Consider the following 24,774-nt stretch of genomic DNA (forward strand, 5'->3'; position numbering starts at 1 on the left):
CGCCGAAGCCCGGTCGCTCCCCCCAGAACGCCTCCCTGAGGCGCGCACACACCACTGCAATCACCGAGTAATGAGAGCCGAAGGAGCCTCACATGGCAAGGAAACTCTTCAAGGCAGGAGCGGCGCTGGTCGTTCTCGGCCTGGGCGCGACCGCCCTCGCCGGCTGCACCGGGCCGGCTGACGACGACGGCACGCCCACCGAGATCACGATGCTCGTGCTCGGCGACAAGCCCACCAACGGGCGTCTCGAGGCGATGCTCGACAAGCTCAACGAGCGCCTCACCGAGGAGGCGAACGCGACCCTCGATCTCTTCTACGTCGAGTGGGCGGACTGGCAGACCCAGTACAACCTCCAGCTGCTGTCGGGCGACTCCAACGTCGACCTGATCACGACGGCGACCGACTGGCTCTTCGCGTGGGAGAACGCGGAGAAGGGCGCATTCCTGCCCCTCACCGAGGAGATGCTCCAGGAGCACGCTCCGAAGACGTGGGAACAGGTCGACGCCGACGGCCACTGGGACCTCACGAAGCTGGACGACGGGCAGATCTACTTCATCCCGGAGGACAACTTCACCCAGTACACGAACCACGGCTTCTTCTACCGCGGCGACTGGGCAACCCAGGCCGGCTTCGAGAACGGCGACATCACGAAGTTCGAGGACTTCACGACGTACTTCCAGTGGGTCAAGGACAACGTGCCCGAGGCATACCCGTGGGATGTCGCCGGCGACAACCAGGCCGCCCTGCAGGGCTACATGCAGGGCCGCACCGACCTGCAGAACCTCCAGCAGGTCAGCTCGGGCAACTACTACCCGTTCCAGATGAGCGCTTCGGACCCCGAGACCGTCACCTCGTGGTTCATGGAGGGCGACGAGCTGCTCGAAGCCGCCGAGCTCGCCAAGGAATGGAACGACATCGGCGTCTGGCGTGAAGATGCGCTGAACTACGACGGCGACACGCGCGAGGAGTTCTACGCCGGCCTGTCGGGAGCCGACCAGCACCACACGCAGACCTTCATCGGGCAGATCTACGACAACATGTCGAAGAAGCAGGAGGGCTCCGACCCGAAGTTCTTCTACTGGGGTCAGGAGAACGGGAACGTCTTCAAGGACATCCTCACCCACGGCGCGATGGCCGTGAGCGCGAACTCGCAGAACCCCGAGAAGGCGCTCGAGGTCTACGACCTCCTCCGCAACGACGAGGAGTCGTACCGCCTCCTCAACTACGGCATCGAGGGCACCGACTACGTCATCACCGACGACGGCAAGCTCGGCTACCCCGACGGCTACGACTCGTCGACCGATGCGCTGGGCTCGAACTTCTGGGCCGGCCGCATGGACGAGCTCGAGCTGACGAAGGTCACCGATGCGCCCACGACCAAGGAGATCTACGCCGGGCTGGATGCCGTGGCCGAGGACTATCCGTACTCGACCCTGCTGCTGAACAAGGACGCCATCGACCCGACGCTGGCGGCGATGGGCGGCGTGCTCTCGCAGTACCTCCCGCAGCTGGAGTACGGGAAGTTCGACGATCCGGCCGCGGCGATCGCCGAGATGCGGCAGGCGCTGCTGGACGCCGGCTACGAGGACGCCCGTGCCTCGATCCAGGCCGACATCGACGCCTGGGCCGAGTAGCCCGAAGGATCGGATCGACACGGTCGGGCGGGTCCGCACTGCGTGGGCCCGCCCGACCGATCTGAAGAGGAAGTACGAATGAGCGGCATCTTCGCACCGGACTCCGCAGCGATGCGGTTCCTGACCCGCATCGCGGACCTGATGATCCTGAACCTGGTGTTCATCGCGACGGCGATCCCGGTCGTCACGCTCGGCGCTGCCCTGACGGCGCTGAACTTCACCGCGATGCGGATCGTGCGTGGCCAGTGCGATGCGGTGACGCGCGACTACTTCCGCTCGTTCCGGCAGAACTTCCGCCAGGCGACGCTGCTCGGGCTTCTCCTCCTCCTGGTGGCGGTCGCCCTCGGCGCCTGGTACGTCGTCCTCACCGGCGGCTCGCTGGATGCGGGGCTGCAACTCGTCCTGCTGGTCGTCTGGTACCTGGTGGCGTTCGCGTTCGCGGTGAACCTGCTGTTCGTCTTCCCCTATCTCGCCAACTTCGAGGGCACCATCCGGGAGGTGCTGCGCAACGCGCGATTGCTGTCGTGGCGGCATCCGCTGGTGGCGATCATGAGCCTGGCGATCATCGGGCTCGCCATCGTCGTCACGGTCTTCTCCCCCGCCGTGACGGCGTACGGACTGCTGTGGCTCGCGATCGGCTTCGCCGCGATCGCCTTCCTGACCGGCGTCCTTTTCACCCGGGTGTTCGACACCTACGCACCTCAGCCGGTCGCGGTCGAGGAATCAGACGAGGAATAGGTTCACATGCAGACAGTTCCGATCAGCCGGTGGCTCTTCGCGCTCGCCGACGACCCGGGAGCCGCGGCGAAGGGATACGACGACGCGTCGTGGCGCGGTGTCGTCGTGCCGCACGACTGGAGCGTCGAGCAGGCGTTCTCGCCCGCGCACTCGAGCGGCACGGGGTACCTCCCCGGCGGCGTCGGGTGGTACCGGGCTCACGTGCGGATCTCGGAGCTCGGCCCGGCCGATGGGCAGCATGTGCGGCTGGTGTTCCACGGCGTCTACAAGAACGCCGACGTCTGGGTCAACGGCTACCACCTCGGCGGCCGTCCGTCGGGCTACGCGGAGTTCTCCTTCGACCTGACCGAGATCCTCTCGTACGCGCCCGACGACGACCTGGTCGTCAGCGTCCGTGTCGACCACACCGACATCTCGGACTCCCGCTGGTACACCGGGTCGGGAATCACGCGGCGCGTGGAGCTCGAGGTCAATGAGCCGGTGCGGGTCGGCGAGCACGGCACCGTGTTCACGACGCTGTCGGCGGACGCCGCCGAGGCCGCCGTCCGCGTCGTCCAGACGGTCGTCAACGACACGACGTCCCCGGCGGCGGTGCGGGTGCGCCACGAGCTGCGGTCGCTGGCGACGGGACGGGTCCATTCCTTCGACACCGAGGTCGACGTGCCCGCCGGCGGCTCGGCCGACGCCGCGGTGACGACGGTGCTCACCGATCCCGAGCTGTGGTCCGACAACGACCCGCGGCTGCACCGCCTCACCACCACGCTCGAGTGGCCGGGCGTCGCAACGTCGCGGCGCGCCGTCTCGGTCGAGACCGTCGGCATCCGCACCTTCCGGTTCGACCCCGACACCGGCTTCTCGATCAACGGCGAACGCCGCGTGCTCAAAGGGGTGTGCCTGCACGAGGATGCCGGATGCTTCGGCACCGCAGTGCCCGCGAGCGTGTGGCTGCGGCGACTGCTCGCCCTCCAGCGCATGGGATGCAATGCGGTGCGGATGGCGCACAACCCCCACGGCCCCGAGCTGTACGCGCTCTGCGACGTCCTCGGCCTCTATGTCATCGACGAGGCGTTCGACGAGTGGGAGAACCCGAAGAACAAGTGGTGGCAGGGGCACAACGTCTACCCGCCCCGGCACGAGGGCTACGCCCACGACTTCCCCGCCTGGCACGAGGCCGACCTGTCGGCGATGGTCGAAGCGCACCGCAACCACCCGTCGATCGTCGCGTGGAGCATCGGCAACGAGATCGACTACCCGAACGACCCCTACGCGCATCCGCTCTTCCAGGAGGCCGTCGGCAACAACGACGCCGGCAAGCCGCGGGCCGAGCGTCTCTACGACCCCGACCGTCCCGACATCCGCCGTCTGACGACCATCGCGAAGCGGCTGGCGGCCATCGTGCGGGGGAACGACCCCACGCGCCCCGTGACGCTGGCGGCCGCACTGCCCGAGCTGTCGAGCCGGACGGGCTTCCTCGACGACCTCGATCTCGTCGGCTACAACTACAAGGAGCATCTCTACGAGGACGATCACCGCCGATTCCCCGACAAGCCGTTCGTCGGCAGCGAGAACTCGCACCGCTACGCCGACTGGCTGCACGTCGAGCGCAACGACTACGTGGCCGGCCAGTTCCTCTGGACAGGCATCGACTACCTCGGCGAGACCCGCGGCTGGCCGTCGCACGGCTCGCCGGCGGGGCTGCTGACGCTCGCGGGATTCGAGAAGGACACCTGGCATCTGCGGCGCAGCTGGTGGTCCGACGAGCCCGTGGCCCGACTCGCCGTCCGGCCCGGCACCGACGATGCGGACAGGAGCTTCTGGTCGCATCCGATCTCACGAGGACGGGAGCTCGCGGCCGGCGCGTCGGTCGAGGTGCTGGCCTTCGCCAACGGCGACGAGCTGACCCTCACGTGCGACGGGCGCGGCATCCCGCTCGTCCGCGACGAGGAGAACGGCTACTGGACGGCCGCGACCGCCCTGCCCTTCGGGACGCTCGTGCTGGAGTCGCGGCGCGGCGGCGAGGTCGTCGCCCGCGATGTGCTCGGGCCGGCCGGGGAGGCCGTCCGGCTCGACGCCGCCCTCTGGCGGGCCCCCGGCAGCCTCGCCGACCGGTGCGCCGACGCGGGCATCGCCGCGGACGATGTCTTCCAGATCGAATGCGCGCTGCGCGACCAGCACGGCGAGGTGGCGCGCGGCGAACGAATCGTGACGGCCGAGGTGCGCGACGGGGAGCTGCTCGGGCTGGAGAATGGTGATCTCACCGACGACACCGCCTACAGCGTCCCTCGGCGTCGTACGCTCGACGGGAGACTGATCCTGTTCGTCCGGTCCGGTGGGGCAGTGACCGTCGTGCTGAGCTCACCGGGCCTGCCCGACGTGCGAATGGAGTGCTCCACATGACACGGTCGACGAGTCCGGTCCAGGGTCGTCCCGACCCGGCGGTGCGCATGCCGACGTCCGCGTCGGGCATGGTCGTGCCGCGGCGCACCTCGCGCGACATCCGCAGCGACTCCCGTCTCGACGTGCTGCACGCCGTGCTGTCCGCCGGCGAGACGACGCGCAACGCCCTCGCACAGTCCACCGGGTTGAGCCCGGCGACGGTCGTCACCGTCGTGAACGAGCTGCTCGCCGAGGGGATCATCGAGGAGAAGAAGGAGATGGCGGCCGGGCGGATCGGGCGGCCGACCGCGCTCATCGGCATGAACACCGACCGCGGCTTCGTGGTCGGCATCGATGTCGCCGAGACGTACGTGCGCGCGGTGATGTTCGACACGGCGCTGAACGAGGTGCTCTCGGTCGAGAGCGCTCGCGACGAGCATCTGCTCGACCCGGATTCCGTCGTGGAGGGCATCGGTCGCACGCTGGATCATCTGCTCGACGCGGCGGGCGTCTCGCGCAGCGAGGTGCTCGGGGTCGGGATCGCCCTGCCCGGGCTCATCCAGGGTCCCGAAGGCGTCTCCGTCGTCGTGCCGAACTGGACCTGGCAGAAAGTGGAGCTCGAACGCCTGCGGGAGCGCGTCGGCCTGCCCCTCGTGATCGAGAACCCGCTCAAGTCGATCGCGATCGCCGAGCTGTGGCTCGGCGGCGGCCGGAGGTTCTCGAGCCTCGCCACGGTCAACCTGGGCACCGGCGTCGGCGCCGGCATCGTGCTGGAGGGGCGCATCCTGCGCGGCGCCACGAACACGGCCGGGGAATGGGGCCACACGCTGCTGGTGCTCGACGGGCGGCGCTGCCGTTGCGGCCGGCGCGGCTGCGTGGAGTCCTACATCGGCGCGCCCGGCATCCAGGAGACGCTGCGCGAGATCGCCCCCGGGCATCCGCTCGTCGACCTCGACATGCAGAACGACTTCATCCTCGCCCTGGCGGCGGTCGCCGACGGGCCTGAGCCAGATCCCGCCGTGACCGAGACGATCGCCCGGACCGCCTACTACCTCGGCTCGGCGCTCGCCGACCTGGTGGCCGTGATCAACCCCGAAGGCGTGACGCTCACCGGCTGGACCACGTGGGCACTGGGGGAGCACCTCATGCCGGCCACGCGCCGGCACCTGCTCGAGCAGTCGCCCGGAGCCTCGGCACGCGATGTCGAGCTGGAGATCTCGACGGTGCGCGGCAACTCGGTGGCCACCGGGGTCGCCACGGTCGTGCTCGAGCGGTTCCTGGTGGATGCCGGGCTCCTGACGTCGAACATCCCGGTGGCGCTGTGACGGCGCCGGCCGTCAGAGCCAGCGGCGGCGCTTGAACAGCCCGTAGATCACCAGATCGAGGACGACGATGGTCAGTCCGATCACGATCCACCCGTACTGCCACTGCACGAGCGGGATGTTCTTGAAGTTCATGCCGTAGAGCCCGGCGATGAGGGTCGGCACCGCGAGGAGGGCGGCGAACGCCGAGATGGTGCGCATGTCCTGGTTCTGCCGTGCCGCCACGTTGTTCTCGTAGCTGGAGAGGATCGCATCCAGGCCCTTGCTCTGGTTGTTGATCAGGGCGGCGGTGCCGGCCGCGTCGTCGAGGATGTCATGGAGGTAGGGCAGGATGCGCTCGCTGCCGACGGTGAGCGTCTCGAGATGCCGGGTGCTCTCGTGCAGCGCGGCCGCGATGCTCGACACCGCCCGGTCCACGCGGCCGATGTCCTTGCGGATCCGGTAGATGCGGTGGTGGTCCTCGCGCTCGCTCTCGCTGAAGACCTGCTCCTCGAGCTCTTCGAGGGCGGACTCGACGGCTGCCGCAGCGCTGGCATAGCCGTCGACGATCTCAGCCATGATCGTGTACGCCGCCGGCATCGTGTCGGCCCGGGCATGCTCGGGGGCCTCTGCGAGCAGCTCCGGCAGATCGGGCGGCTCGCCGCCGTTGCCGCGCTGCACCGTGAGCAGCCAGTCTTCGCCGATGTAGAGGAACGTCTCGCCCAGCACGAGCGCTTCGTCGGGCGTGTGGAGCACGTTCCAGAGCATGACGAAGAGGTGCTCGTCGAACTTCTGCACCTTCGGCTGCTGCCGGCGTGAGACGACGTCGGCGACGGCGGTGGGATGGATGCCGAGCACGTCGCGCGCGCGTCGCACGGTGTCTTCTTCGGGGTCGAGCAGATGCAGCCAGATGAACTCGTCCTTGCGCCGCACGCGGCGGACGATCGGGGGCACGTCCTCGAGGGCGGCATCCGTCAGTGGTTCGATCTCGCGGCCCACGATGAAGATGCGGAGCGAGTCGTCGTCGGTGTCCGCCGGCGCGGGCTCCTGCGTGGCGGATTCGTTCTGTTGCTGCGACGGTTGCGACATAGCGGCACCTCCCATGGCATGTCGTCGGCGCGAATCTAGCCCGAGCCACGCCGGCGGCCGGAGGGGGTTGCGGCGATCGACCGCCTGTGCAGTCGCCGCCCGTCACCGCAGGTCAGCGGCGGCTGGCTTACTGGGTGGAACGCGCGTTGCCGACGCCGTGGCGCGCCGCCTACATTCGCAGCAACCCGAGGGTCGATCCGGGGGTTCCCCGCTCCCCAGGCGGGACCAGGAGGCCGTCATCGGCCGAGTGCGGCGATCGCGCTTCGACTCCCCGAGGACCACCTCGAATGATCGAAGGAGATCACATGAGATCGCTACTACGCTCCGGCGTCGCGCTCGTCGCTGCGGCGGCGCTGGGCGCCGGCATCGTCCTCGCCGGGACGGCGGCCGGGGCCGACAAGGGCAACGGCAACGGCCTCGGCGGCCAGCCGGCCACCGCCAGTCAGATCTACCTCGACGAGATCAAGGACTACGGCGTGTGCCGGGGAACCGATCCGGAGTGCTACCACGAGTGGGGCAACGGCTGGACGGAGGGCGAGGAGAAGCGCATCTTCGTGTGGAGCCGCACCGCCGGTCCGCGTCACGCCCATCTCGGCACGGCGCTCGGTCCTGGGCTCAACCCACCGCTGAACGACAACAACGTCGCCCAGAAGGCGATGATCGCGTGGGCGGCCGAACGGGGGATCACGGTGGACTACACCGAGGACCTGGCGAGCTTCAGCCGACTGAACAACTACCAGGCAGTCGTGTTCCTCGGCTCGAACCGCGACACCCTCGATGACACCGCGCAGACCACGCTGATGCAGTACATCCGCGGTGGGGGTGGATTCGTCGGAATTCACAACGCCTTCGGCGCCGAGTATCACTGGCCGTACTACGAGGGTCTGCTCGGCGGGGCCAACTTCTACAACCACGGGCCGAACCGCGAAGGCACGGTCGAGACGATCAACAACCGCGACGTCTCGACGTCCTTCATGCCGGAGACGTGGACGTTCAAGGACGAGTGGTACAACCTCATTCCGTACCCGAGCTTCGTCAACGTCCTGCTCGAGGTCGACCAGGCCACCAGCGAGGCCACAGTGGCCGGCCACGGCGAATCCCACCCGGTGAGCTGGTGCCAGTACTACGACGGCGGCAGATCGTGGCTCACCACCCTCGGTCACGACGTGGCGGCGTGGACCGACGCGCCCCTCGTCGGCGACGAGTTCTTCCAGCAGCACGTGATGGAGGGCATCGAGAGCGCCATGGGCGTCAAGCCGTTCTGCACCACCTGACCGCGGGGACGGGAGTCCACCCGCTGCGGGCCGGGGGTCCGGACACGTCGTCACGACGCGTCCGGGCCCCCGTTTCGTCACGCGGGCGACCTGTCCGGTGGCCGGTGTCCCACTGGGTGGAACCATCGGCGCGGTCCCGCCGCCGGCGCTTGCCGCGCCCATCGCGCCGACGGATACTGCACACATGAGATCCGCCCTCAGAGACGAGCCCGTGTCTGTGCTCGACCGGATCCTCGCCATCCTCGACACCGTCCGCGAGTCGCACGGCTCGACGACGATCACTCAGCTCGCGCTGGCCACCGGCATCCCGAAATCGACCGTCTCACGTCTCGTCGGCGACCTCGTCCGCCAGCGCTACCTCATGCGCACCGATGAAGGAGTCGCCATCGGCCTGCGGCTGTTCGAGCTGGGCGCACGAGCCAGCACGCCCCGCCGGCTCAGCGCCGCCGCACTTCCCGTGCTGGCCGAGCTCTTCAACGCCACGGGCGAGCACATCAACGTCGCGGTCCAGGAGGGGCGCGACATGCTCTCGGTGATCTCCGTACGCGGCCGATTGCGGCCCGTCCCCTCTCGCGCCGGCGTGCGTGTGCCGTCTGCGACGACCGCCCTCGGCAAGGCCGTGCTGGCGTTCACCATCGACGAGCGGGTCCTCGGCAGTGTGATCACCGGTCTCGATGCCGACCGACGGCACACTCTCGAGAAGGAGCTCGCCGCCGTGCGGGCGGAGTCGGTGGCCATCGACCGCTGCGAGACCTTTCCCGGCGTCGTGGGGGTCGCGAGCCCCGTGCTCTCACCGGAGCGACTGCCCTTGGCCGCGATCTCGGTCGCGGGCCCCGTGGCGGACATGGATCCGAAGCGCATGGCGCCCCTCGTGCGCCATGCGGCGCTCGCCCTCACTCATCGGCTGGCCCTGCAGGTGGCCTGAGGCATGTCCGACGTCGCCGGTGACGCGGTCGGCGTCCTCGACCGGATGACGTGCATCCTCGAGGCGTTCGACGGCGACGACAGGGGGATGGGGATCTCCGAGCTCGCCCTTCGCTCCGGTCTGCCGAAGTCGACCGTCTCGAGGCTGGTGGCGACCCTGATCCGCCAGAGATACCTCGAACGGGACGGCAAGCTGATCCATCTGGGCCTGCGGCTCTTCGAGCTGGGCCAGCTCGCGGAGCAGCCGCGGGAGCTCAGGATCGCCGCGCTCCCCGTCATGGCCGACCTCCGCAACCAGACGGGTGGGAACGTGCACCTGGGCATCCGCGACGGCGGCGAGGTGGTCTGCATCGCCGTCATGCGCGGCCGCGCGCCCGAGCCGTCCACCGTCCGCACCGGGGCGAGGCTGCCCCTTCACGCGACCGCGCTCGGCAAGGCGGTGCTCGCGCACGCGTCCCCGTCGGACATCGACGACGTCCTCGCCGCGGGACTGCCGTGGTGGACCGAGGACACGATCACCGATCCAGCGGCGCTGCGGCGCCAGCTCACCGCCATCCGGCGAGGCGGACTCGCGGCGGAGGCGGGGGAGTTCGCGACCGGTGTGTGCTGCACGGCGACCCCGGTTCTGGCACCGGGCGGCGCGCTCGCGGGGGCGGTGTCGGTCTCGGGCGACGCAGACGACCTGAAGGCGGAACAGGTCGCCCAGGCGCTGCGCACGGCCGCCGCGACCCTCACCCGGCGGCTCGCGTCGCTCCGACCCGGCTCGGCCTGACGACCCTTCGCCTCGGCGCTCAGCCGCCGCGGCGAGCCGTCATCGTCGCGACGACCATGTCGCCGATCAGGCGCCGGTGGGTGTCCTGGAGGTCAGGGTCCAGCATGTCCCGTTCGAAGATGGCGGCGAAGGTGTGGCGGTTGGCGACGTGGAAGCAGGCGTAGGCGCTGATCATCATGTGCACGTCCACGGCGTCCACGTCGTCGCGGAAGATGCCCGCGCGCACGCCCCGCTCGATGACCTGCTCGAGGAGCGTGATGGCTGTGGCGTTCTCGCGCAGGATGGTCTCGGACTGGCGCAGATGCTCGGCACGGTGGATGTTCTCGATGCTGACCAGCTGGATGAACGCCTCGTGGGTCGTGTGGTGATCGTAGGTGGCCTCCGCGATCGTCCGCAGGGCCGCGTCCGGCGACAGTTCCTCGATGTGGATGCCGCGCTCGACCTGGCGGATCTGCGCGTACACCCGCTCCAGCACGGCGAGGTAGAGCCCCTCCTTGGAGCCGAAGTAGTAATAGATCATCCGCTTGGTGGTGCGCGTGCGCGCGGCGATCTCGTCGACGCGTGCGCCGGCGTAGCCGTTCGCGGCGAACTCGGCGGTGGCGACCCGGAGGATGTCGTCCCGCGTGCGAACCGCACGCTCCGTGGTCGCTGTCTCGCGCACCTCGCTCAGCTGATCGCTCATCGACCGCCCTTCCCCGTCTCTGACCGCTCCTCGGCACTGATGAGCCCGCGGAAGTGCCGCTGCATTCTGTCGCGATCAGGCTGGATGCCCGTGATGATCTGGAGACTAGCGCATGCCTGTCCGACCGCCATCCGCCCTCCGTCCAGCACCGGGTGTCCTCGCCGCGCGGCGTCACGGACGAGGTCGGTCTCGAGGGGCCGGTAGACGACGTCCGACACCCACGCCTCCCGCCGGAGGAGGTCGAGGTCGAAGGCGATCCCGGGGTGGTGCAGCATCCCCATCGGCGTCGCGTGGACGATCCCGCTCGCGCCCGCGATGGCGGACGCCAGATCGTCGGGCGAGAGCGTCGTGATGATCTGCGTCGGGAACCGGCTGCGCATGCGGGCCGCGAGTTCGTCCGCGCGGCTCGGATCGGCGTCGAACAGGTCGAGCCGTTCGGCGCCCTCCGACAGGAGCGCATAGGCGGTGGCAGCGCCTGCGCCGCCACAGCCGATCTGCACCACCCGCTGGAACGACGCCCCGGGCAGGCCCGCGATGAGACCGTCGCGGTAGCCGAGCCAGTCGGTGTTGTAGCCGCGCAGGCGGCCGGCGTCGAACACCACGAGATTCACGGCGCGCAGGTGCGCGGCATCCGTGTCGAGCTCATCCACCAGATCGAGCACGAGCTGCTTGCACGGGTGCGTGATGTTCATGGCCGCGAAGCCGGCCGACCGCGCGTCGGCGAGGAGTGCGCCGACGTCCTCGGCCGGACGGCCCAGCTCCAGGAGATCGAAGATGCGGTACTCGTAGTCGAGGCCGAGTGCGCGGGCCTCCGCTTCGTGCATGGCGGGCGTCAGCGACGCGGTGATGCCTTCGCCGATCAGCCCGACGAGGTAGCGGTCGAGGGGCGGGTGAGGAGTCGATCCGACGGCGCGCCCCGTCACGCGAGGACTCCCTCGACGGCACGGCGGTGCTGGTACTGCGCCGCCAGGCGGACCGGTGCGTTGAGCGCCCCGTATCCCGAGTACGCGCCCCGTCGTTCGACGACCTCGAGGAACACCGTCCCGATCGGGTGCGTGTAGAAGTGCAGGAACTCCCCGGCCTCGTCGCGGTCGTACATGACGTTCAACTCCCGGAGGTCGTCCAGGAGCGCGGGGTCGATCTGATAGCGCGCCTCGATGTCGTCGTAGTAGTTCGACGGGATGTCGAGAGGCTTGAAGCCGCGCGCGCGGGCGGCGCGAGCGAGCTCGAGGACGTCGGCGGTCGCGAAGGCGACGTGCTGCGGCAGGATCGCGTCCTCTCCTGCTCCGGAGGGCACCAGGTTCAAAGCGATCCGCAGCACGCCGTTCGCGCTGTGCAGCACCTGGCTCCGCACCAGGCCGACGGGGGCGGCCACCTCGACCGACGCCTCCGTGCGCAGGTCGAGGACGGAGTGGAAGAACAGCACCGCGGCATCGAAGTGCTGCCAGGGCTGAGCGAGGTTGAGGTGGTCGACGCGCTCGACCATGCCCGCGTCGTCCCCGTCGGGCGTGCCGAACTCGCGCACCCATCGCGGCTGCGCTCCTCGTCCGGCGCCGAAGAAGACCTCGGAGCCGTCGGGAGCGCTCACTCCGACCAGCGGCTCGTCGCCCTCTCCTTCGGTGCGCGGCACCTCGGGGGCGAACAGCTCCCTCGCCCTGCGCAGTGCGCGCGACGGATCGCCGACCGAGAGACCGATGCCCGCGACGGTCGGTTGCGGGCGGCCGGAGTCCGGAGCGCCGAGGACGACCCGTGCGGCGCCGTGAGTCCACAGCTCCACGGGCTTGGTGCGGTGCTGGCCGTGCGGTCGGAAGCCGAGCTGACTCAGCAGCCGCCGGAGCTCCGGCACCTCGCTGGTGCGCAGCTCCACGTAATTGACGTCGGTGGGAGGATCGACCGCCGGCAGGCTCGCCGTCGACATGCGCGCGGCGCGACCGCCGGCAGGGGCGCCCAGGGCCGCAGCCGTCTCGTGCTCCAGCCAGCGCAGCGACCGTCGCGCATCGATGGCGGTCGCCAGCGGGTCGGCCTGGCGGAAAGTGTCGTTGAAGATCTCCAGCGAGACGGGGCCGTCGTAGCCGGTGCGCACCAGGTGCGCCATGAACGTCCCGAGGTCGAAGCCGCCCTCACCGGGGAAGAGCCGGTGGTGCCGGCTCCACGAGAGCACGTCGAGGGAGAGCAGCGGTGCGTCGGCCATCTGGACGAAGAAGATCTTCTCGGCCGGGATGGTCTCGATCGCCTCGGGATTGTGGCCCCGGGACAGGATGTGGAAGCTGTCCAGGCACAGGCCGATACGGGGATGGTCGGCGAGCCGCACGATGCGCGCCGCCGCTTCGTAGCCGTCCACGAACCGGCCCCAGGCGAGGGCCTCGTACGCGACGCGAACCCCGAACCGGTCCGCGACATCTCCCAGCTGGCGGAGCTGGGCTGCGGCGAGCTGCTCGTCGCCGCTGCGCGCCGTCGCGACGTTGCTGCACAGCAGCATCGCCTTGATGCCCAGGCGGTTCATGAGGGCGAACTTCGCCGCCGCGCGGCGGAGGTTCTGTTCGAGGAGTTCGGGCCCCACGCCCTCGAAGTCGCGGAAGGGCTGATACAGATCGAGCGTCAGGCCGAGCTCGGCGGCGCGATCGCGGATGGCTTCCGGCGAGCGGGGCGACGCGATGAGGTCGGGCTCGAAGATCTCGACGCCGTCGAACCCGGCCGCGCTCGCGGCGACGAGTTTCTCGTCGAGCGTTCCGCTCAGGCAGACCGTGGCGATCGACGTGCGCATGGCACCTCCCTGCGGCCACCGGCGCTGGTGCCCGCATGATTCTGTCTTGAGCATTGCATGGATGTGTACTAACTAGTACGTTCGAAAGCCAAGGGCGATCGACGACGATTCAACCTGCTGGGAGAGGACACTCGATGATGAGTCTCGCCGAATGGAACACGACTCCCTCGCGAGGGCGAGCGCCGGTCTCTGTGCTCGACCGCATCTTCGCGATCCTGGATGCCGTCAAGGAGTCGGACGGATCGATCACGATCACCGACATCGCCGCCCGGACCGCCCTGCCCAAGTCCACCGTCTCGCGGCTCGTCACCGAGCTGACCGGGCAGCGGTACCTGGAGCGCACCGAGGAGGGCGTCGCACTCGGACTGCGCCTCTTCGAGCTCGGTGCGCGCGCCAGCCTGCCTCGCCGGCTGGTCGCGGCCGCCGCCCCCGTCCTGCGGAATCTGCGCGACGCCACCGGCGAACGTGTCGGGCTCTGGGTGCAGCAGGGCACCGACATGGTGTCCATCGCCGCCGTGGCCGGGCGCCTGCCCATGCTGCCGACCCGCGCCGGGATGCGATCCCCGGCGCTGACGACCGCCAGCGGCAAGGCCTACCTGGCGTTCTGCGCCGATCCCACGGTGGTCGACAGGATCAGTGCGCCGCTCGTCGACGACGATGCCGACCACTTCCGGGAAGAACTCGCACACGTGCGCGATGCGGCGGTGGCCCTCGATGTCGAGGCGTCGTACCCCGGCATACTCGCCGTCGCGAGCCCCGTGCTCTCCGTCGACCGCGTCGTGATCGGAGCGATCTCCATCGCCGGCCCGAGCGGCGCGATGGACCCGGACCGGGCCTCGCCGCTGGTGCGCGCCGCCGGCAGCACGGTCACCCGCCGACTGGCGGCCGCGTAGGCGCATGCGCACCGCGAACTGGACCGATTCGGTCAGCGTGCTGGATCGCGTGACCGCGGTCTTCGACGCCTTCGGCGACGACGATCACGGGCTCGGTGTCTCGGAGCTCGCCCGGCGGGCGAATCTTCCCAAGTCGACGGTGTCACGGATCGCCGCCGACCTCGTCGCCCAGCGGTTCCTCGACCGCGACGGTGAGCTGCTCCATCTCGGCGTCCGACTCTTCGAACTCGGACAGACGGTGCCGCAGCCGCGCATGCTCCGCCAGCTCGCGCTGCCGGTGATGAGGGAGCTGCAGGACGTCACGGCCCAGACCGTGCAGCTGGCGGTGCTCGACGGATCCGACATCGTCCTCATCGCGATGCTGCGGGCGCCGTCCACCGGGCCCTCTCCCGCGCCGTCGCCGGCTCGGATCGGCGGACGCCTGCCCGCGCACGCGACGGCGCTCGGAAAGAGCATCCTCGCGTTCTCTCCTCCAGAGGCGGTGACGCGCTTCGCGGCCGGAGGGTGGGAGAGAAGGACACCGCACACGATCGTCGAGCAGGCCGCGCTCGTGCGCGAGCTCGCCGATGTCCGTCGCACCGGCGTGGCGACCGAGCACGAGGAGTGCGCGCCGGGCACTGCCGCCGTCGCCAGTCCGATCCTCGTTCCGGGTGATGCGCCGACCGCGGCGATCTGCGTGGCCGGCCTCGCCGCCGCGTTGCAGCCCGACCGCGTCGCGGCCGCGGTACGAGCCGCCGCCGTCACCCTCAGCCGCCGCCTCACGGCGGAGCGGGGCACTGACGCACTGACGGCGGACCGCGGCCGCACCGACCGCCCAGCGCAAGCGAAGGGACACGAGCGCACGCGAAGGGGGTGGGTGCGCACCGCACACCCACCCCCTTCTTGTTGCAGTGGTCAGCCCGCCATCTCGCGGATGGCCTCGTAGGCCTCCAGGCTCTCGCCGGTGAAGTACCCGCTGAAGAAGTCCTCCGACTTGCTGATGAAGGCATCCATGTCGATGTCCTCCGTCTCGATCACCGTCATCGCGTCGTTCGCGCGGTACTCGTCGAGGATCTCCTCGGTCGCCTCGTCGACGCAGGCGGCGTTCTCGGGGCGGATCTCATGGATGGTCTCCTCGAGCAGCGCCGCCTGCTCGTCGCTCATCTTCTCGTACGTCTTGTCGCTGACGAGGATCCAGTGGATGCCGACGTTGTGGTTGTTCAGCACCGCGACGTTGAGGATCTCGTCGTAGCTGGACGACCGCGTCGCGACGATGGGGTTCTCCTGGCCGACGGCGATGCCCTGCTGCAGCGCCGAGTAGACCTCCTCCACGGCGACGGAGACCGGGCTCGTCACGCCGAGAGCCTCGGCGTTGGCGAGGAACTGCGGCGAGTTCGGGAACCGGATCGGCACGCCCTCGAGGTCGTCGGGGCTGGTCACCTCGACGTCCTTCGTGGTGAAGGTGCGGGAGCCGAAGAACCAGCCGTCGACGATGTTGACGCCGGTCGACTCGTGGAACGACGTGAACAGGTCTTCCGAGCCTTCGTCGATCCACTGGAACGCGTGGTCGACGTCGTCGAAGGCGTAGGTCGCGTCGACGACGCCGATCGGCTCGAACGTCGAGCTCAACGCCGATGCACCCTGCAGGTCGATGTCGATGTCTCCGGCCTGGACCAGCGGGAAGCGGTCGGCGTCGGGGCCGAGCTGGCTCGCGGGGTACAGGTCGACCGTGAAGCCGATGTCGGCCTCTTCGAGCCGTTCCTTGAGGAGTTCGACGCCGCAGTAGTAGTTCGGCGTCTCCTCGTTCTGGCTCGTCGCGACCGTGAGCGTGACGGGTTCGTTCTCCGCCGCGGACTCGGTGTTCGTGCCCTCCGGGGTGCCGCCACCGGCGCAGCCGGCGGCGACGAGAGCGGTTGCTGCGAGCGCGGACGCGGCGAAAATGCCGCGGCGCTTCGAGCGGGCTGTGCTCATGGGACTCTCCTCTGGTGTGCGCACGTCGTCGTGCGGGTTCTGACGTGTCATTCGATAGCCGGTGCGTGACGTGCCGTCGACTCTGATCGCGCTGCGAGTTCCCCGTCGACCACGCCGTCACGTACGGCCCGGTGGCAGTGCTGACTCTTACGGACTTCGATCGGCCGGCAAAGCGATGTCCCGGCGAATGGAACATGAGGTCGGAGCGCCGAGCGGGGGCCTCACCGCTGAATGGAACGATCCGCCCACGTCGGCCCATCGTGCCATACGCTCGTGGCCGAACTCTCGCCGCGACGACGATGCAGGGAGGCTCCGTGACGGCATCCGCAGCCCCACCGGTTCGCATGGGCGTGGTCGGCGCCGGGTTCATGGGGCGCCAGCACGTCGACTTCATCCGCGCGGCGCGGGGAGCCATGTTGACGGCGGTCGCCGACCCCGCTGCGAAGCCGGCGGAGCTCGAGTGCCCCACGTATTCGTCGACGGCGCAGATGATGGATGCCGAGCAGCTCGATGCGGTGATCATCGCCAACCCGAACACCCTGCACGTGCAGACCGCCGTCGAATGCCTCGAAGCCGGGGTCGCGGTGCTCCTGGAGAAGCCGGTCGCCGTCTCCTATGCGCAGTCGCGCCGCCTCGTCGATGCCGTCGAACGGCTGAACGGGCGGCTGCTCGTCGGGCACCACCGGCGTCACCATCCGGCGGTCGCACGGGCGCGCGCCGCGATACGCGCCGGCGAGCTCGGGCAGATCGTCGCCGTCAGCGCCCTCTGGTCGGCGCGCAAAGAGCCCGAGTACTTCACCGAGGCACGGTGGCACAGCGAGCCGGGGGCGGGCGTCACGCTCATCAACGCCGTGCACGATCTGGACCTCCTCCGGCACCTGTGCGGGGAGGTCGCCGAGATCCAGGCGATGCGGAGTTCGCATGTCCGCGGCCTCGACGTCGAGGACACCGTCTCGATGAGCCTCAGGTTCGAGAGCGGTGCCCTGGGAAGCCTGATCGCCTCCGACGCCGGCGTCTCGCCGTGGGGCTGGGATCAGGCGACCGAGGAGACCCTCGCCTTCCCGTTCCTGCCCGACGAGGTCGCCTACCGCGTCGTCGGCACACGTGCCGCGCTGTCCGTGCCGAATCTCGCGATGTACGCCTACGCGCCGTCGGTGCCGGCGGACTGGCACTCGCCGCTCTCGCGCACCTACCTGCCCTACGCGCCACGGGGATCCTTCCCCGCTCAGCTCGACCACTTCGTCGAGGTCGCGCGGGGCACGGCGGAGCCCGTGGTGTCGGCGGACGACGCGTCGCGGACCCTCGCCCTCGTCGAAGCGGCGTCGCTCGCTGCGCGCACCGGCCGGACCGTGGACGTCGCGCGCTTCCGCTCCGGCGCGCAAGCGGAGGCGGAGGAAGGCCGATGACGGCAGCGCGTACGCGGCGGTTCGACGCGATCGTCGTCGGAGGAGGCCTCGCGGGTCTGGCGGCCACCGAGCGCCTGGCCGCGAGGGGGCTGGGCGTCGCCCTCGTCGAGAAGCGCGACCGGCTCGGCGGCAGCTCGGCGATGAGCGGCGGGTGGTTCGCGCTGTCGGGCACCGCCGTCCAGCGCCGGGCGGGAGTCGAGGACGCCGACGACGTCTTCCTCTCGGACATGGTCGACGCCGGCGGTGGCTTCGCCGACCCGTCGCTGCTCGAAGCCCTCGTCGCCGGTCAGGCCCACGCGGTCGCGGCGATCGATCGCGCGGACGCGTGGACGGATGAGCTCAAGGTCAGTGCCGGCATGACGATCGCGCGCGCTCACCTGGTGCGCATCCGACGTCTGCTGGCGCACCTCGAGAACGAGGCGCTCGCCGCCGGCGCCGTCATCCTCCGGGATCACCCCGCCGACGAACTGATCACCGAGGGGCGACGGGTGGCCGGCATCCGCTCAGGACGTGCCGTCATCGCCGCCGACGCGGGCGTCGTGCTCACCACCGGCGGCTTCTCGCGCTCTCGCGAGCTCCTTGACCTGTTCGTACCGGACCAGGCCGCGGCAATGCCGTACGGCGGCGTCGGCAACACCGGCGATGGGCTCCGCATGGCATGGATGCTGGGCGCGGGCCTCGCCGACATCGGTCACGTGGCGGGCACCTACGGCCAGCACGCCGACGCGACGGACGACGAGCACGAGCTGCTGACCGCCAACTACCTCGGCGCGATCCTCGTGAACGCCCGCGGCGAGCGGTTCGCCGACGAGTCCGAGTCGTACAAGGTGCTCGGCACGGCGGTGCTGAGCCAGCCCGGCGGGATGGCCTTCCAGGTCTTCGACTCCGGCGTGCGGGCACGTTCGAGGCCGGGCGTGCCGCTGTCGGACATGGAGCGCATCGAAGAGCTCGGCCATCTGGCGAGCGCGCCGACCCTGTCCGAGCTCGGGCACCGTGTCGGCATGCCTCCCGGCGTGCTCGAACGCACCGTGGGGCAGTACAACGACAGCGTGGCCGGCCGCGCGGCCGACCCCTTCGGCAGGGCCGGTCTGGTGAACGGGGTCGGCGCGCTCGCACCGGTTGCGACCGGGCCGTTCTACGCCTATCCCGCGGTGACGGCCATGACCTCGACTTACGGGGGCCTGAGCGTCGCACCCGATACGTCGGTGACACGGATCGACGGCAGCCGGATCGAGGGCCTCTACGCCGCCGGCGAGATCGTCGGCGGATTCCACGGCGCGTCGTACATGACGGGGACGGCGCTCACGAAGGCGCTCGTATTCGGCATCGTGGCCGCCGACCGGATCACGGGCGGAGCGCGCGCCTGACGCCCGACGCGGTCAGCCGGTCAGCCGGTCGGCGGCGCGGATCGCCAGCTCGTAGCCGTACACGCCCGCACCGGCGATCACCGTGCGCGCGACCTTCGACGTGATCGAGTGACGGTGGTCGGCGTCGCGGGCGTGGATGTTCGTGATGTGCACTTCGACGACGGGAGTCGAGAGCATGTGCAGGGCGTCGAGCAGCGACACCGAGCCGAAGCTCAGGCCCGCCGGATTGATCACGACGGTCGCCTGCTGCCGGAAGGCGTCGTGCACCCACTCGATGAGCTCGTGCTCGGCGTTCGACTGCGCGAAGAAGAGCTCGAACCCGAGCTCACCGGCGACCCGCTCGCAGTCGGCGCGCACCTCGTCGAGGCTCGTGGTGCCGTAGAGCTCCGGCTCGCGCACGCCGAGCATGTTGAGGTTCGGGCCGTTCAGCACGAAGAGCTTTCTCGTCATGGATGACTCCGTTCTACAGGCCGAGCAGCGTCGGCAGGAACGTGACGATGACAGGGAAGAGCGTCAGCAGCAGCAGGACCGCTCCCAGCGGGATCAGGAACGGCAGGATGCCGCGGAACAGCTCTCCCATGGGCCTGCGCGTGATCGAGCCGACGACGAACAGCACCGCGCCGACGGGTGGGGTCAGCGATCCGATCATCAGGTTCAGGATCATCAGCACGCCCAGCTGCACCGGATCGATCCCGAACTGGGTCGCGATGGGCATCAGGATCGGCACCAGGACCAGGATCACCGGCGGAGCCTCGAGTGGGATGCCGAGCAGGATCAGCAGCACATTCAGCATCAGCAGGAACACGATCGGGTTGTCCGTGAGGCCGGTGAGCCACTCGCCGAGCGCCCGCGACACCTGCTCCCGTGCCAGCACCTGGCCCATGAGGTTGGACGCGCCCAGGATGAGCAGGATCCCGCCGGAGATGACGACCGTCTCCTTGGCCGACTTCCAGAACACCCGCCACGTCAGCGTGCGGTAGATCACGCCGAGGAGCAGCATGTACACCGCGGCGATGCCGGCGCTCTCGGTCGCGGTGAACAGTCCGCTGAAGATGCCGCCGAGGATGATCACCGGGAGCAGTGCCGGGCCGATGACGCGCACGGCGGCCTTGCCGAGCATCCCCCCGTCGAACGGGCGCCCCACGGCGACATCCGGATGCCTGCGCACCCAGAAGAAGATGTACGCCGCCAGGCCGACCGCCATGAGCATGGCGGGGATGATGGAGCCCGCGAACAGCGCGCCCGTGGAGATCGACGCGGTCGCCGCGAAGAGGACGGCCGGGATGCTCGGCGGCATGACGGTGCTCATCAGCGAGCCCGACGCCGTGAGCCCGGCGGAGAATCCGTATGGATAGCCGGCCTTGAGCATCTGGGGGATCTGCACCTTGCTCGTCGAGGCGGCGTCGGCGAGGGCCGAGCCGCTGATCCACGAGAAGCCGATCGCGGTGCCGAGGTTGACGTAGGCGAGGTTGCCGGGAAGCCGGGGCAGGAGAGCGCGCGCGAGGTCGTAGAGGCGCGTGGCGATGCCGAGGTTGTTGGCGACCGTGCCGACGAAGATGAACAGCGGCACGGCGAGGAGCGGGAAGCTGTTGATGCCGTTGACGATCGACGAGATCGCGTACCCGGCAGACAGCCCCTGGCTGTAGAAGTAGAGCATGCTCGACGCGATCATCGCGAAGGCGACCGGCACCCGCAGCAGCAGGAAGACGACGAACAGCAGGATGTAGAGCCAGAGGTCCACGATCAGCCCTCCATCTCGCCGATGTCGAGCTTGCGCTCGGGGCGGTTCGCGTAGGGGATCTTGAACGACGAGTGGATCGCTGCGGAGACGAAGCCGACGAGCGCGAAGATGTACAGCACGCCGAGCGGCACGTGCATCGCGGCACTGAGCCGGCCCCATTCGATGTCGATCTTCACCCAGGCCTCGTAGGCGAGGGCGAGGCTGGTGACGACCATGATGACCGCCGAGATGACGCGCAGGGCCACGAACAGCCGGGAGCCGGCCAGCATCTCGTCGAACATCTCGAGCACGATGTGGCCGTTGCGTCCGACGAGGTAGCCGGTGGTGATGAAGGTCAGCGCGATCATCGACAGCAGAGCGAGCTCACCGGCGCCCACCCAGCTGACGGCGGGGAAGTACCGGCCGAGCACCTGGTACATGACGCCGAAGATGATGAAGGCGAACAGCGTGACGCCGATCGTGATCTCGATGCCCGAGAGCACCCTGATGAACACCGGGTCGGGCGGAACGCCCTGATTGAGCTTCGGCGTCGTGTAGTAGGTGTTGGTGTGCGGGTAGATCGACTCGCCCACCCCCGGCTCGTGCGCGGCTTCCGCAGCCTTCTCGGGCTCGGTGCTGCCGCCTTCCTCGGGTTCGGGCCCCGGGTCCTTGTCGGTCATGGCGCCACCGCCAGGGTGTCAGGGTGCATTGCCAACCTCTCTGTTGATGCAGGACCGAGCGCGCGCATCGCCGCCCCTGTGACTCTGGTCTGCGGGCGGGGGCGTGCAAAGTAGAGTTTCGCCGAATGGGACACCGGCCGCACGCGCCGATCCGCCCCCGTCGTGGGCGACGGGGGCGGATCGGGTGCCGGGTCGGCGAGGGCGGGTCAGCCGCTATTTGACGACGGTGACCGTCGCGGTGGAGGAGAGCTGCTCCTGGACCCCCGCGGCGTTGAGGACGTTCGCCCTCACGGTCAGTGTCACCTCCCCTGCGGGCACGTTGTGGTCGACCGCGTCGGCGTCGAACCGGACGATGATCCGGTTCTTGTTCGCCGTGACGTCGGACGCCTCGATCGGCGACGACGTCAGCGGGGCGATCAGCACCGCACCGCCGTCATAGCGGTAGCCGGCCGGCAGCTCGAAGTGCGCCGAGACCCGTCCCTCGACCCCGGTGAACAGCCCGGTCTCCGAGCCGAGCTGCAGCGTGCCCGGCGTGAACTTCAGCGCACCGGGCTGATCCTGCGGTACGAGGTACACCTCGATCTTGCCGGTCGGGCGCGGGTCGGTGCAGTCGTTGAAGAAGTACTCACCGGCACGGTCGAACGTGTGCTGGTAGGTCTCTCCGGGCTGCAGCTTCGCGTTGAACTCGCCCTCGAAGAACTGCGTCGCGCAGTGCGGCTTCTGGTTGGGGAAGTTCGGGAACGTCTCGGCCCCGGGGTTGCGGAAGGTCACGGTCGTACCGACCGGGACCCGTAGGTGGGTCGGCTGCATGCCGTTCGTCGCCACGCTGTCACGTGCCGCAGCGGTGTCGGCGGTGCGGCTGGACCGTGCCAGCAGCACCGTGTCGTCCACCGTCGAGCCCTCGACGGCCGCGCCGCCCACGGGCCGGCGGATGGTCAGCGGCGCCGTGTCGGGCCCCTCCTGGCTCCCCGATTCCGTCGTGTAGGTGCCGCCGAGCTTGAACGCCCAGAGCGAGTCGCCCTGCGTCACCGATCCGCCGTAGGGGTTGGTCGACCCGGCGGCGAACACCGCGACGTACTGCTCGCCGTCGACCTCGTAGGTGACAGGTGCCGCCGCGATGCCGGAGCCCGTCTGGAAGTCCCAGAGCACGTCGCCGGTGACGGCATCCATTGCCAGCACCCGACCGTCGATCTGGCCGACGAACAGCAGATCGGATGCCGTCGTCAGCGGTCCCTGACCGTGCGACATGTCGGTGCCCAGGTGGTTCTGCCACGCGACCTCGCCGGTCGACGCGTCGTACGCCAGGATGCCGCCCGTCTGGTACTGCCCGATCGCCCGCAGGCCGTTCGCCGAAGCGCCGTTGTAGTGCGCGACCGGGTTCGTGCCGTACGGGTAGTACACGAGGTTCGTGCTGTGGCTGTACGAGTGGTTCGACCAGTCGGCGCCGCCGTTCTGGCTGGTGGTCGACAGGATCGGCACGTCCCACTGCGGGTCGTACATGCAGCCCTGGCGGTGGTCGGACGGGTAGCCGTCCGGGTACGTCAGGTAGGGCTCGTCGGCTGCGACGTAGCTGTCGGGGTTGAAGACCAGGTTGCCCTCGGCATCCGGCTGGTAGCCGTTGTAGTTGGGCACGGCGCGCCACGGGTCCCCGGGGATGTTCTCGGGGTCGAGCTTCTCCCAGACGACGCACTCCGGCAGCAGCCGGGTGGCGGGGAACGGCTGGGTCTCGGCGTGGCTCTGGCGGGAGTCGGTGATCATCGGCTTCTCGGTGACGGGAAGCACCGGCTCGCCGTTCGTGCGATCGAGTACGAACTGGTGGCCCGACTTGCTGCCGTAGAAGACGACCTTCTTCTCCTCGCCGCCCACGACGATGTCCGCCAGTGTCGGCGGGTGGACGTTGTCCATGTCCCAGACGTCGTGATGGATCGACTGGTAGTGCCACTTGTAGGCGCCGGTCATGGCATCCACCGCGACCATCGTGCTCGAGAACAGGTTGTCGCCGGGCCGGAGCGATCCATCCTGCGACGAGGTGCAGCTCCGGGCGTTGCCGAAGGTCATGTAGTACGAGCCCTGCTCGGGATCCACCGCGCCCTGCATCCAGGACGTCGCGCCGCCCTCTTCGGAGCAGTCGGTGCCGTCCGGGAGCACGGGACCCCACGTGGCCGACGCGTCGAAGGTGACACCGTCGACCCCGGTGAACTGCTCACCGCGCCGCGGGCCGCCGAAGAAGTGCCACAGATACGATCCATCGCTCGCATCCAGCGCGACGACCGCGCCGCGGTCCCCGTCGGCGGCGTGCGCGTAGACGATCCCGTTGTAGTAGACGGTGGCGACTTTGCCGACGCGCCCCAGGTCCTCGCCGTTCGCGCCGGTCGGCTGTGCGGCCCAGACCTCGGCACCGGTCGCCTGGTCGAGCGCGACCACGCGGTTGCCGCCGGCCAGGGTGAAGATCTTGCCGTCGCCGGCCGACACTCCCCGTCGCGTGCCGGAGAGACCGTAGACCGTGTTCTCCCATTTCCAGACGGGGGCACCCGAGACGCCGTCGACCGCGATCACGCCGCCGCTCGGGGTGTCGAGATAGATGACGCCGTCGACGACGATGGGCGTCGTCTGCTGCCCGGTGTCGTCGGTCGCCGGCGCGACGGAGGACACGTGAGTGCGCCAGGTGGGCGCCAGCTCGTCGAGGTTCTCCTGCGTGATCTGCGTGAGAGCGGAGTAGTGCTGGTTGCCGAGATTGCCTCCGACCGTCGGCATGTCGGCGCCGGTCGGCTCGAGGCCCGTCAATCCTGCGGGCGGAACCGGCTCAGCCGGAGTGGTCAGTCCGTACGCGGGTGAGGCTGCGATGGCGAGCACCGCCACCAGCGCCCCGATTCCCGCAGTTCCCAACCTCGTGGTCAGTCTTTTGCGCATCCCTTGCTCCTTGATCGTCTTCGATCCGGCGACGGATGGGCTCGCACCTCCCCGTCGCCGCTGTGGGGAATGCCGTCCGGCTCCGACCTGGGGATCGGCCATACCGGCCGGCGCTCGGACGCTAACCCCGGCCGGAGGAGGCGGCAACCTCGCGACCCATCGAGTGGTACAGCGCGTGCGGCTGCGGGACGGCCGAGCACCCGTGGCTCCCGTCCTGTTCGCCCAGTGGGACACGCGTTGTCGTCGACGGCAGCGTCTGCGTAGCATGCGGCGATCGGCACCCACCCCCATGGA

20 protein-coding genes are annotated in these 24,774 nt (G+C 69.5%); 11 read left to right on the forward strand and 9 right to left on the reverse strand.

Annotated elements, in window-relative coordinates; genetic code table 11:
- Positions 1-92 precede the first annotated feature (92 nt).
- The 4 genes from MRBLMI12_RS11900 (at position 93) to MRBLMI12_RS11915 (ending at position 6,073) form a co-directional block, all read left to right on the forward strand.
- Positions 93-1,634: an extracellular solute-binding protein gene (locus tag MRBLMI12_RS11900; protein ID WP_363356682.1), complete on the forward strand. Its 1,542-nt coding sequence runs from the start codon at positions 93-95 to the stop codon at positions 1,632-1,634.
- A gap of 78 nt (positions 1,635-1,712) precedes the next feature.
- Positions 1,713-2,372 carry a YesL family protein gene (locus MRBLMI12_RS11905; RefSeq protein ID WP_363356683.1) on the forward strand — a complete coding sequence of 220 codons (660 nt, stop codon included), beginning with the start codon at positions 1,713-1,715 and terminating at the stop codon, positions 2,370-2,372.
- A gap of 6 nt (positions 2,373-2,378) precedes the next feature.
- Positions 2,379-4,769: a glycoside hydrolase family 2 TIM barrel-domain containing protein gene (locus tag MRBLMI12_RS11910; protein ID WP_363356684.1), complete on the forward strand. Its 2,391-nt coding sequence runs from the start codon at positions 2,379-2,381 to the stop codon at positions 4,767-4,769.
- A complete protein-coding gene (locus MRBLMI12_RS11915) occupies positions 4,766-6,073 on the forward strand; it encodes an ROK family transcriptional regulator (RefSeq protein WP_363356685.1) in 1,308 nt (435 codons plus the stop codon). Before MRBLMI12_RS11910 ends, MRBLMI12_RS11915 begins: the two co-directional genes overlap by 4 nt.
- Before the next feature lie 12 nt (positions 6,074-6,085).
- On the opposite strand, the gene MRBLMI12_RS11920 is transcribed toward MRBLMI12_RS11915, so the two are convergent.
- Entirely contained in the window at positions 6,086-7,138 is a 1,053-nt protein-coding gene (locus MRBLMI12_RS11920; protein WP_363356686.1) for a CorA family divalent cation transporter, read from the reverse strand.
- A gap of 305 nt (positions 7,139-7,443) precedes the next feature.
- Here MRBLMI12_RS11920 and MRBLMI12_RS11925 point away from each other — a divergent pair, with 305 nt between their 5' ends.
- The 3 genes from MRBLMI12_RS11925 (at position 7,444) to MRBLMI12_RS11935 (ending at position 10,108) form a co-directional block, all read left to right on the forward strand.
- Positions 7,444-8,412, forward strand: a complete 969-nt coding sequence (locus MRBLMI12_RS11925) for a ThuA domain-containing protein (protein ID WP_363356687.1) — start codon at positions 7,444-7,446, stop codon at positions 8,410-8,412.
- A gap of 184 nt (positions 8,413-8,596) precedes the next feature.
- A complete protein-coding gene (locus MRBLMI12_RS11930; protein ID WP_363356688.1) occupies positions 8,597-9,337 on the forward strand; it encodes an IclR family transcriptional regulator in 741 nt (246 codons plus the stop codon).
- A gap of 3 nt (positions 9,338-9,340) precedes the next feature.
- A complete protein-coding gene (locus MRBLMI12_RS11935) occupies positions 9,341-10,108 on the forward strand; it encodes an IclR family transcriptional regulator (protein ID WP_363356689.1) in 768 nt (255 codons plus the stop codon).
- Positions 10,109-10,127: 19 nt separating this feature from the next.
- Here the strand turns inward: MRBLMI12_RS11935 and MRBLMI12_RS11940 are convergent, their stop codons facing one another.
- Genes MRBLMI12_RS11940 through MRBLMI12_RS11950 form a run of 3 tightly spaced genes read right to left on the reverse strand, consistent with a single transcriptional unit; the run spans position 10,128 to position 13,554 of the window.
- Positions 10,128-10,790: a TetR/AcrR family transcriptional regulator gene (locus MRBLMI12_RS11940; protein WP_363356690.1), complete on the reverse strand. Its 663-nt coding sequence runs from the start codon at positions 10,788-10,790 to the stop codon at positions 10,128-10,130.
- On the reverse strand, positions 10,787-11,713 hold the full coding sequence (locus MRBLMI12_RS11945; RefSeq protein WP_363356691.1) for a shikimate dehydrogenase: 927 nt from the start codon (positions 11,711-11,713) through the stop codon (positions 10,787-10,789). The genes MRBLMI12_RS11940 and MRBLMI12_RS11945 overlap by 4 nt, the downstream gene beginning before the upstream one ends.
- A complete protein-coding gene (locus MRBLMI12_RS11950; protein ID WP_363356692.1) occupies positions 11,710-13,554 on the reverse strand; it encodes a bifunctional sugar phosphate isomerase/epimerase/4-hydroxyphenylpyruvate dioxygenase family protein in 1,845 nt (614 codons plus the stop codon). The genes MRBLMI12_RS11945 and MRBLMI12_RS11950 overlap by 4 nt, the downstream gene beginning before the upstream one ends.
- A gap of 134 nt (positions 13,555-13,688) precedes the next feature.
- Between MRBLMI12_RS11950 and MRBLMI12_RS11955 the strand changes: the two genes are divergently transcribed.
- Both MRBLMI12_RS11955 and MRBLMI12_RS11960 read left to right on the forward strand, forming a co-directional pair.
- Positions 13,689-14,447, forward strand: coding sequence for an IclR family transcriptional regulator (locus tag MRBLMI12_RS11955; protein ID WP_363356693.1), 759 nt, complete (start codon positions 13,689-13,691; stop codon positions 14,445-14,447).
- A gap of 4 nt (positions 14,448-14,451) precedes the next feature.
- Positions 14,452-15,372: an IclR family transcriptional regulator gene (locus MRBLMI12_RS11960; RefSeq protein WP_363356694.1), complete on the forward strand. Its 921-nt coding sequence runs from the start codon at positions 14,452-14,454 to the stop codon at positions 15,370-15,372.
- On the opposite strand, the gene dctP is transcribed toward MRBLMI12_RS11960, so the two are convergent.
- Positions 15,342-16,397, reverse strand: a complete 1,056-nt coding sequence (dctP, locus tag MRBLMI12_RS11965) for a TRAP transporter substrate-binding protein DctP (protein ID WP_363356695.1) — start codon at positions 16,395-16,397, stop codon at positions 15,342-15,344. The two genes, MRBLMI12_RS11960 and dctP, sit on opposite strands and share 31 nt — an antisense overlap.
- 314 nt (positions 16,398-16,711) lie before the next feature.
- Between dctP and MRBLMI12_RS11970 the strand changes: the two genes are divergently transcribed.
- Both MRBLMI12_RS11970 and MRBLMI12_RS11975 read left to right on the forward strand, forming a co-directional pair.
- A complete protein-coding gene (locus MRBLMI12_RS11970) occupies positions 16,712-17,803 on the forward strand; it encodes a Gfo/Idh/MocA family protein (protein ID WP_363356696.1) in 1,092 nt (363 codons plus the stop codon).
- Positions 17,800-19,170 carry an FAD-dependent oxidoreductase gene (locus MRBLMI12_RS11975; RefSeq protein ID WP_363356697.1) on the forward strand — a complete coding sequence of 457 codons (1,371 nt, stop codon included), beginning with the start codon at positions 17,800-17,802 and terminating at the stop codon, positions 19,168-19,170. Before MRBLMI12_RS11970 ends, MRBLMI12_RS11975 begins: the two co-directional genes overlap by 4 nt.
- A gap of 12 nt (positions 19,171-19,182) precedes the next feature.
- Here MRBLMI12_RS11975 and MRBLMI12_RS11980 read toward each other — a convergent pair whose 3' ends face one another.
- The 4 genes from MRBLMI12_RS11980 to MRBLMI12_RS11995 form a co-directional block, all read right to left on the reverse strand.
- Positions 19,183-19,620: a type II 3-dehydroquinate dehydratase gene (locus MRBLMI12_RS11980; RefSeq protein ID WP_363356698.1), complete on the reverse strand. Its 438-nt coding sequence runs from the start codon at positions 19,618-19,620 to the stop codon at positions 19,183-19,185.
- 13 nt (positions 19,621-19,633) lie between these two features.
- Positions 19,634-20,911 (reverse strand): TRAP transporter large permease, encoded by a 1,278-nt coding sequence (locus MRBLMI12_RS11985; RefSeq protein WP_363356699.1) that lies wholly within the window; start codon positions 20,909-20,911, stop codon positions 19,634-19,636.
- A gap of 2 nt (positions 20,912-20,913) precedes the next feature.
- A complete protein-coding gene (locus MRBLMI12_RS11990; protein WP_363356700.1) occupies positions 20,914-21,570 on the reverse strand; it encodes a TRAP transporter small permease in 657 nt (218 codons plus the stop codon).
- 213 nt (positions 21,571-21,783) lie between these two features.
- Complete coding sequence (locus MRBLMI12_RS11995; RefSeq protein WP_363356701.1) at positions 21,784-24,480, reverse strand: PQQ-binding-like beta-propeller repeat protein; 2,697 nt, start codon at positions 24,478-24,480, stop codon at positions 21,784-21,786.
- Between the last annotated feature and the right edge of the window lie 294 nt (positions 24,481-24,774).

This window comes from Microbacterium sp. LMI12-1-1.1 (assembly GCF_040676455.1).
In the GTDB taxonomy this organism is placed as follows: domain Bacteria; phylum Actinomycetota; class Actinomycetes; order Actinomycetales; family Microbacteriaceae; genus Microbacterium.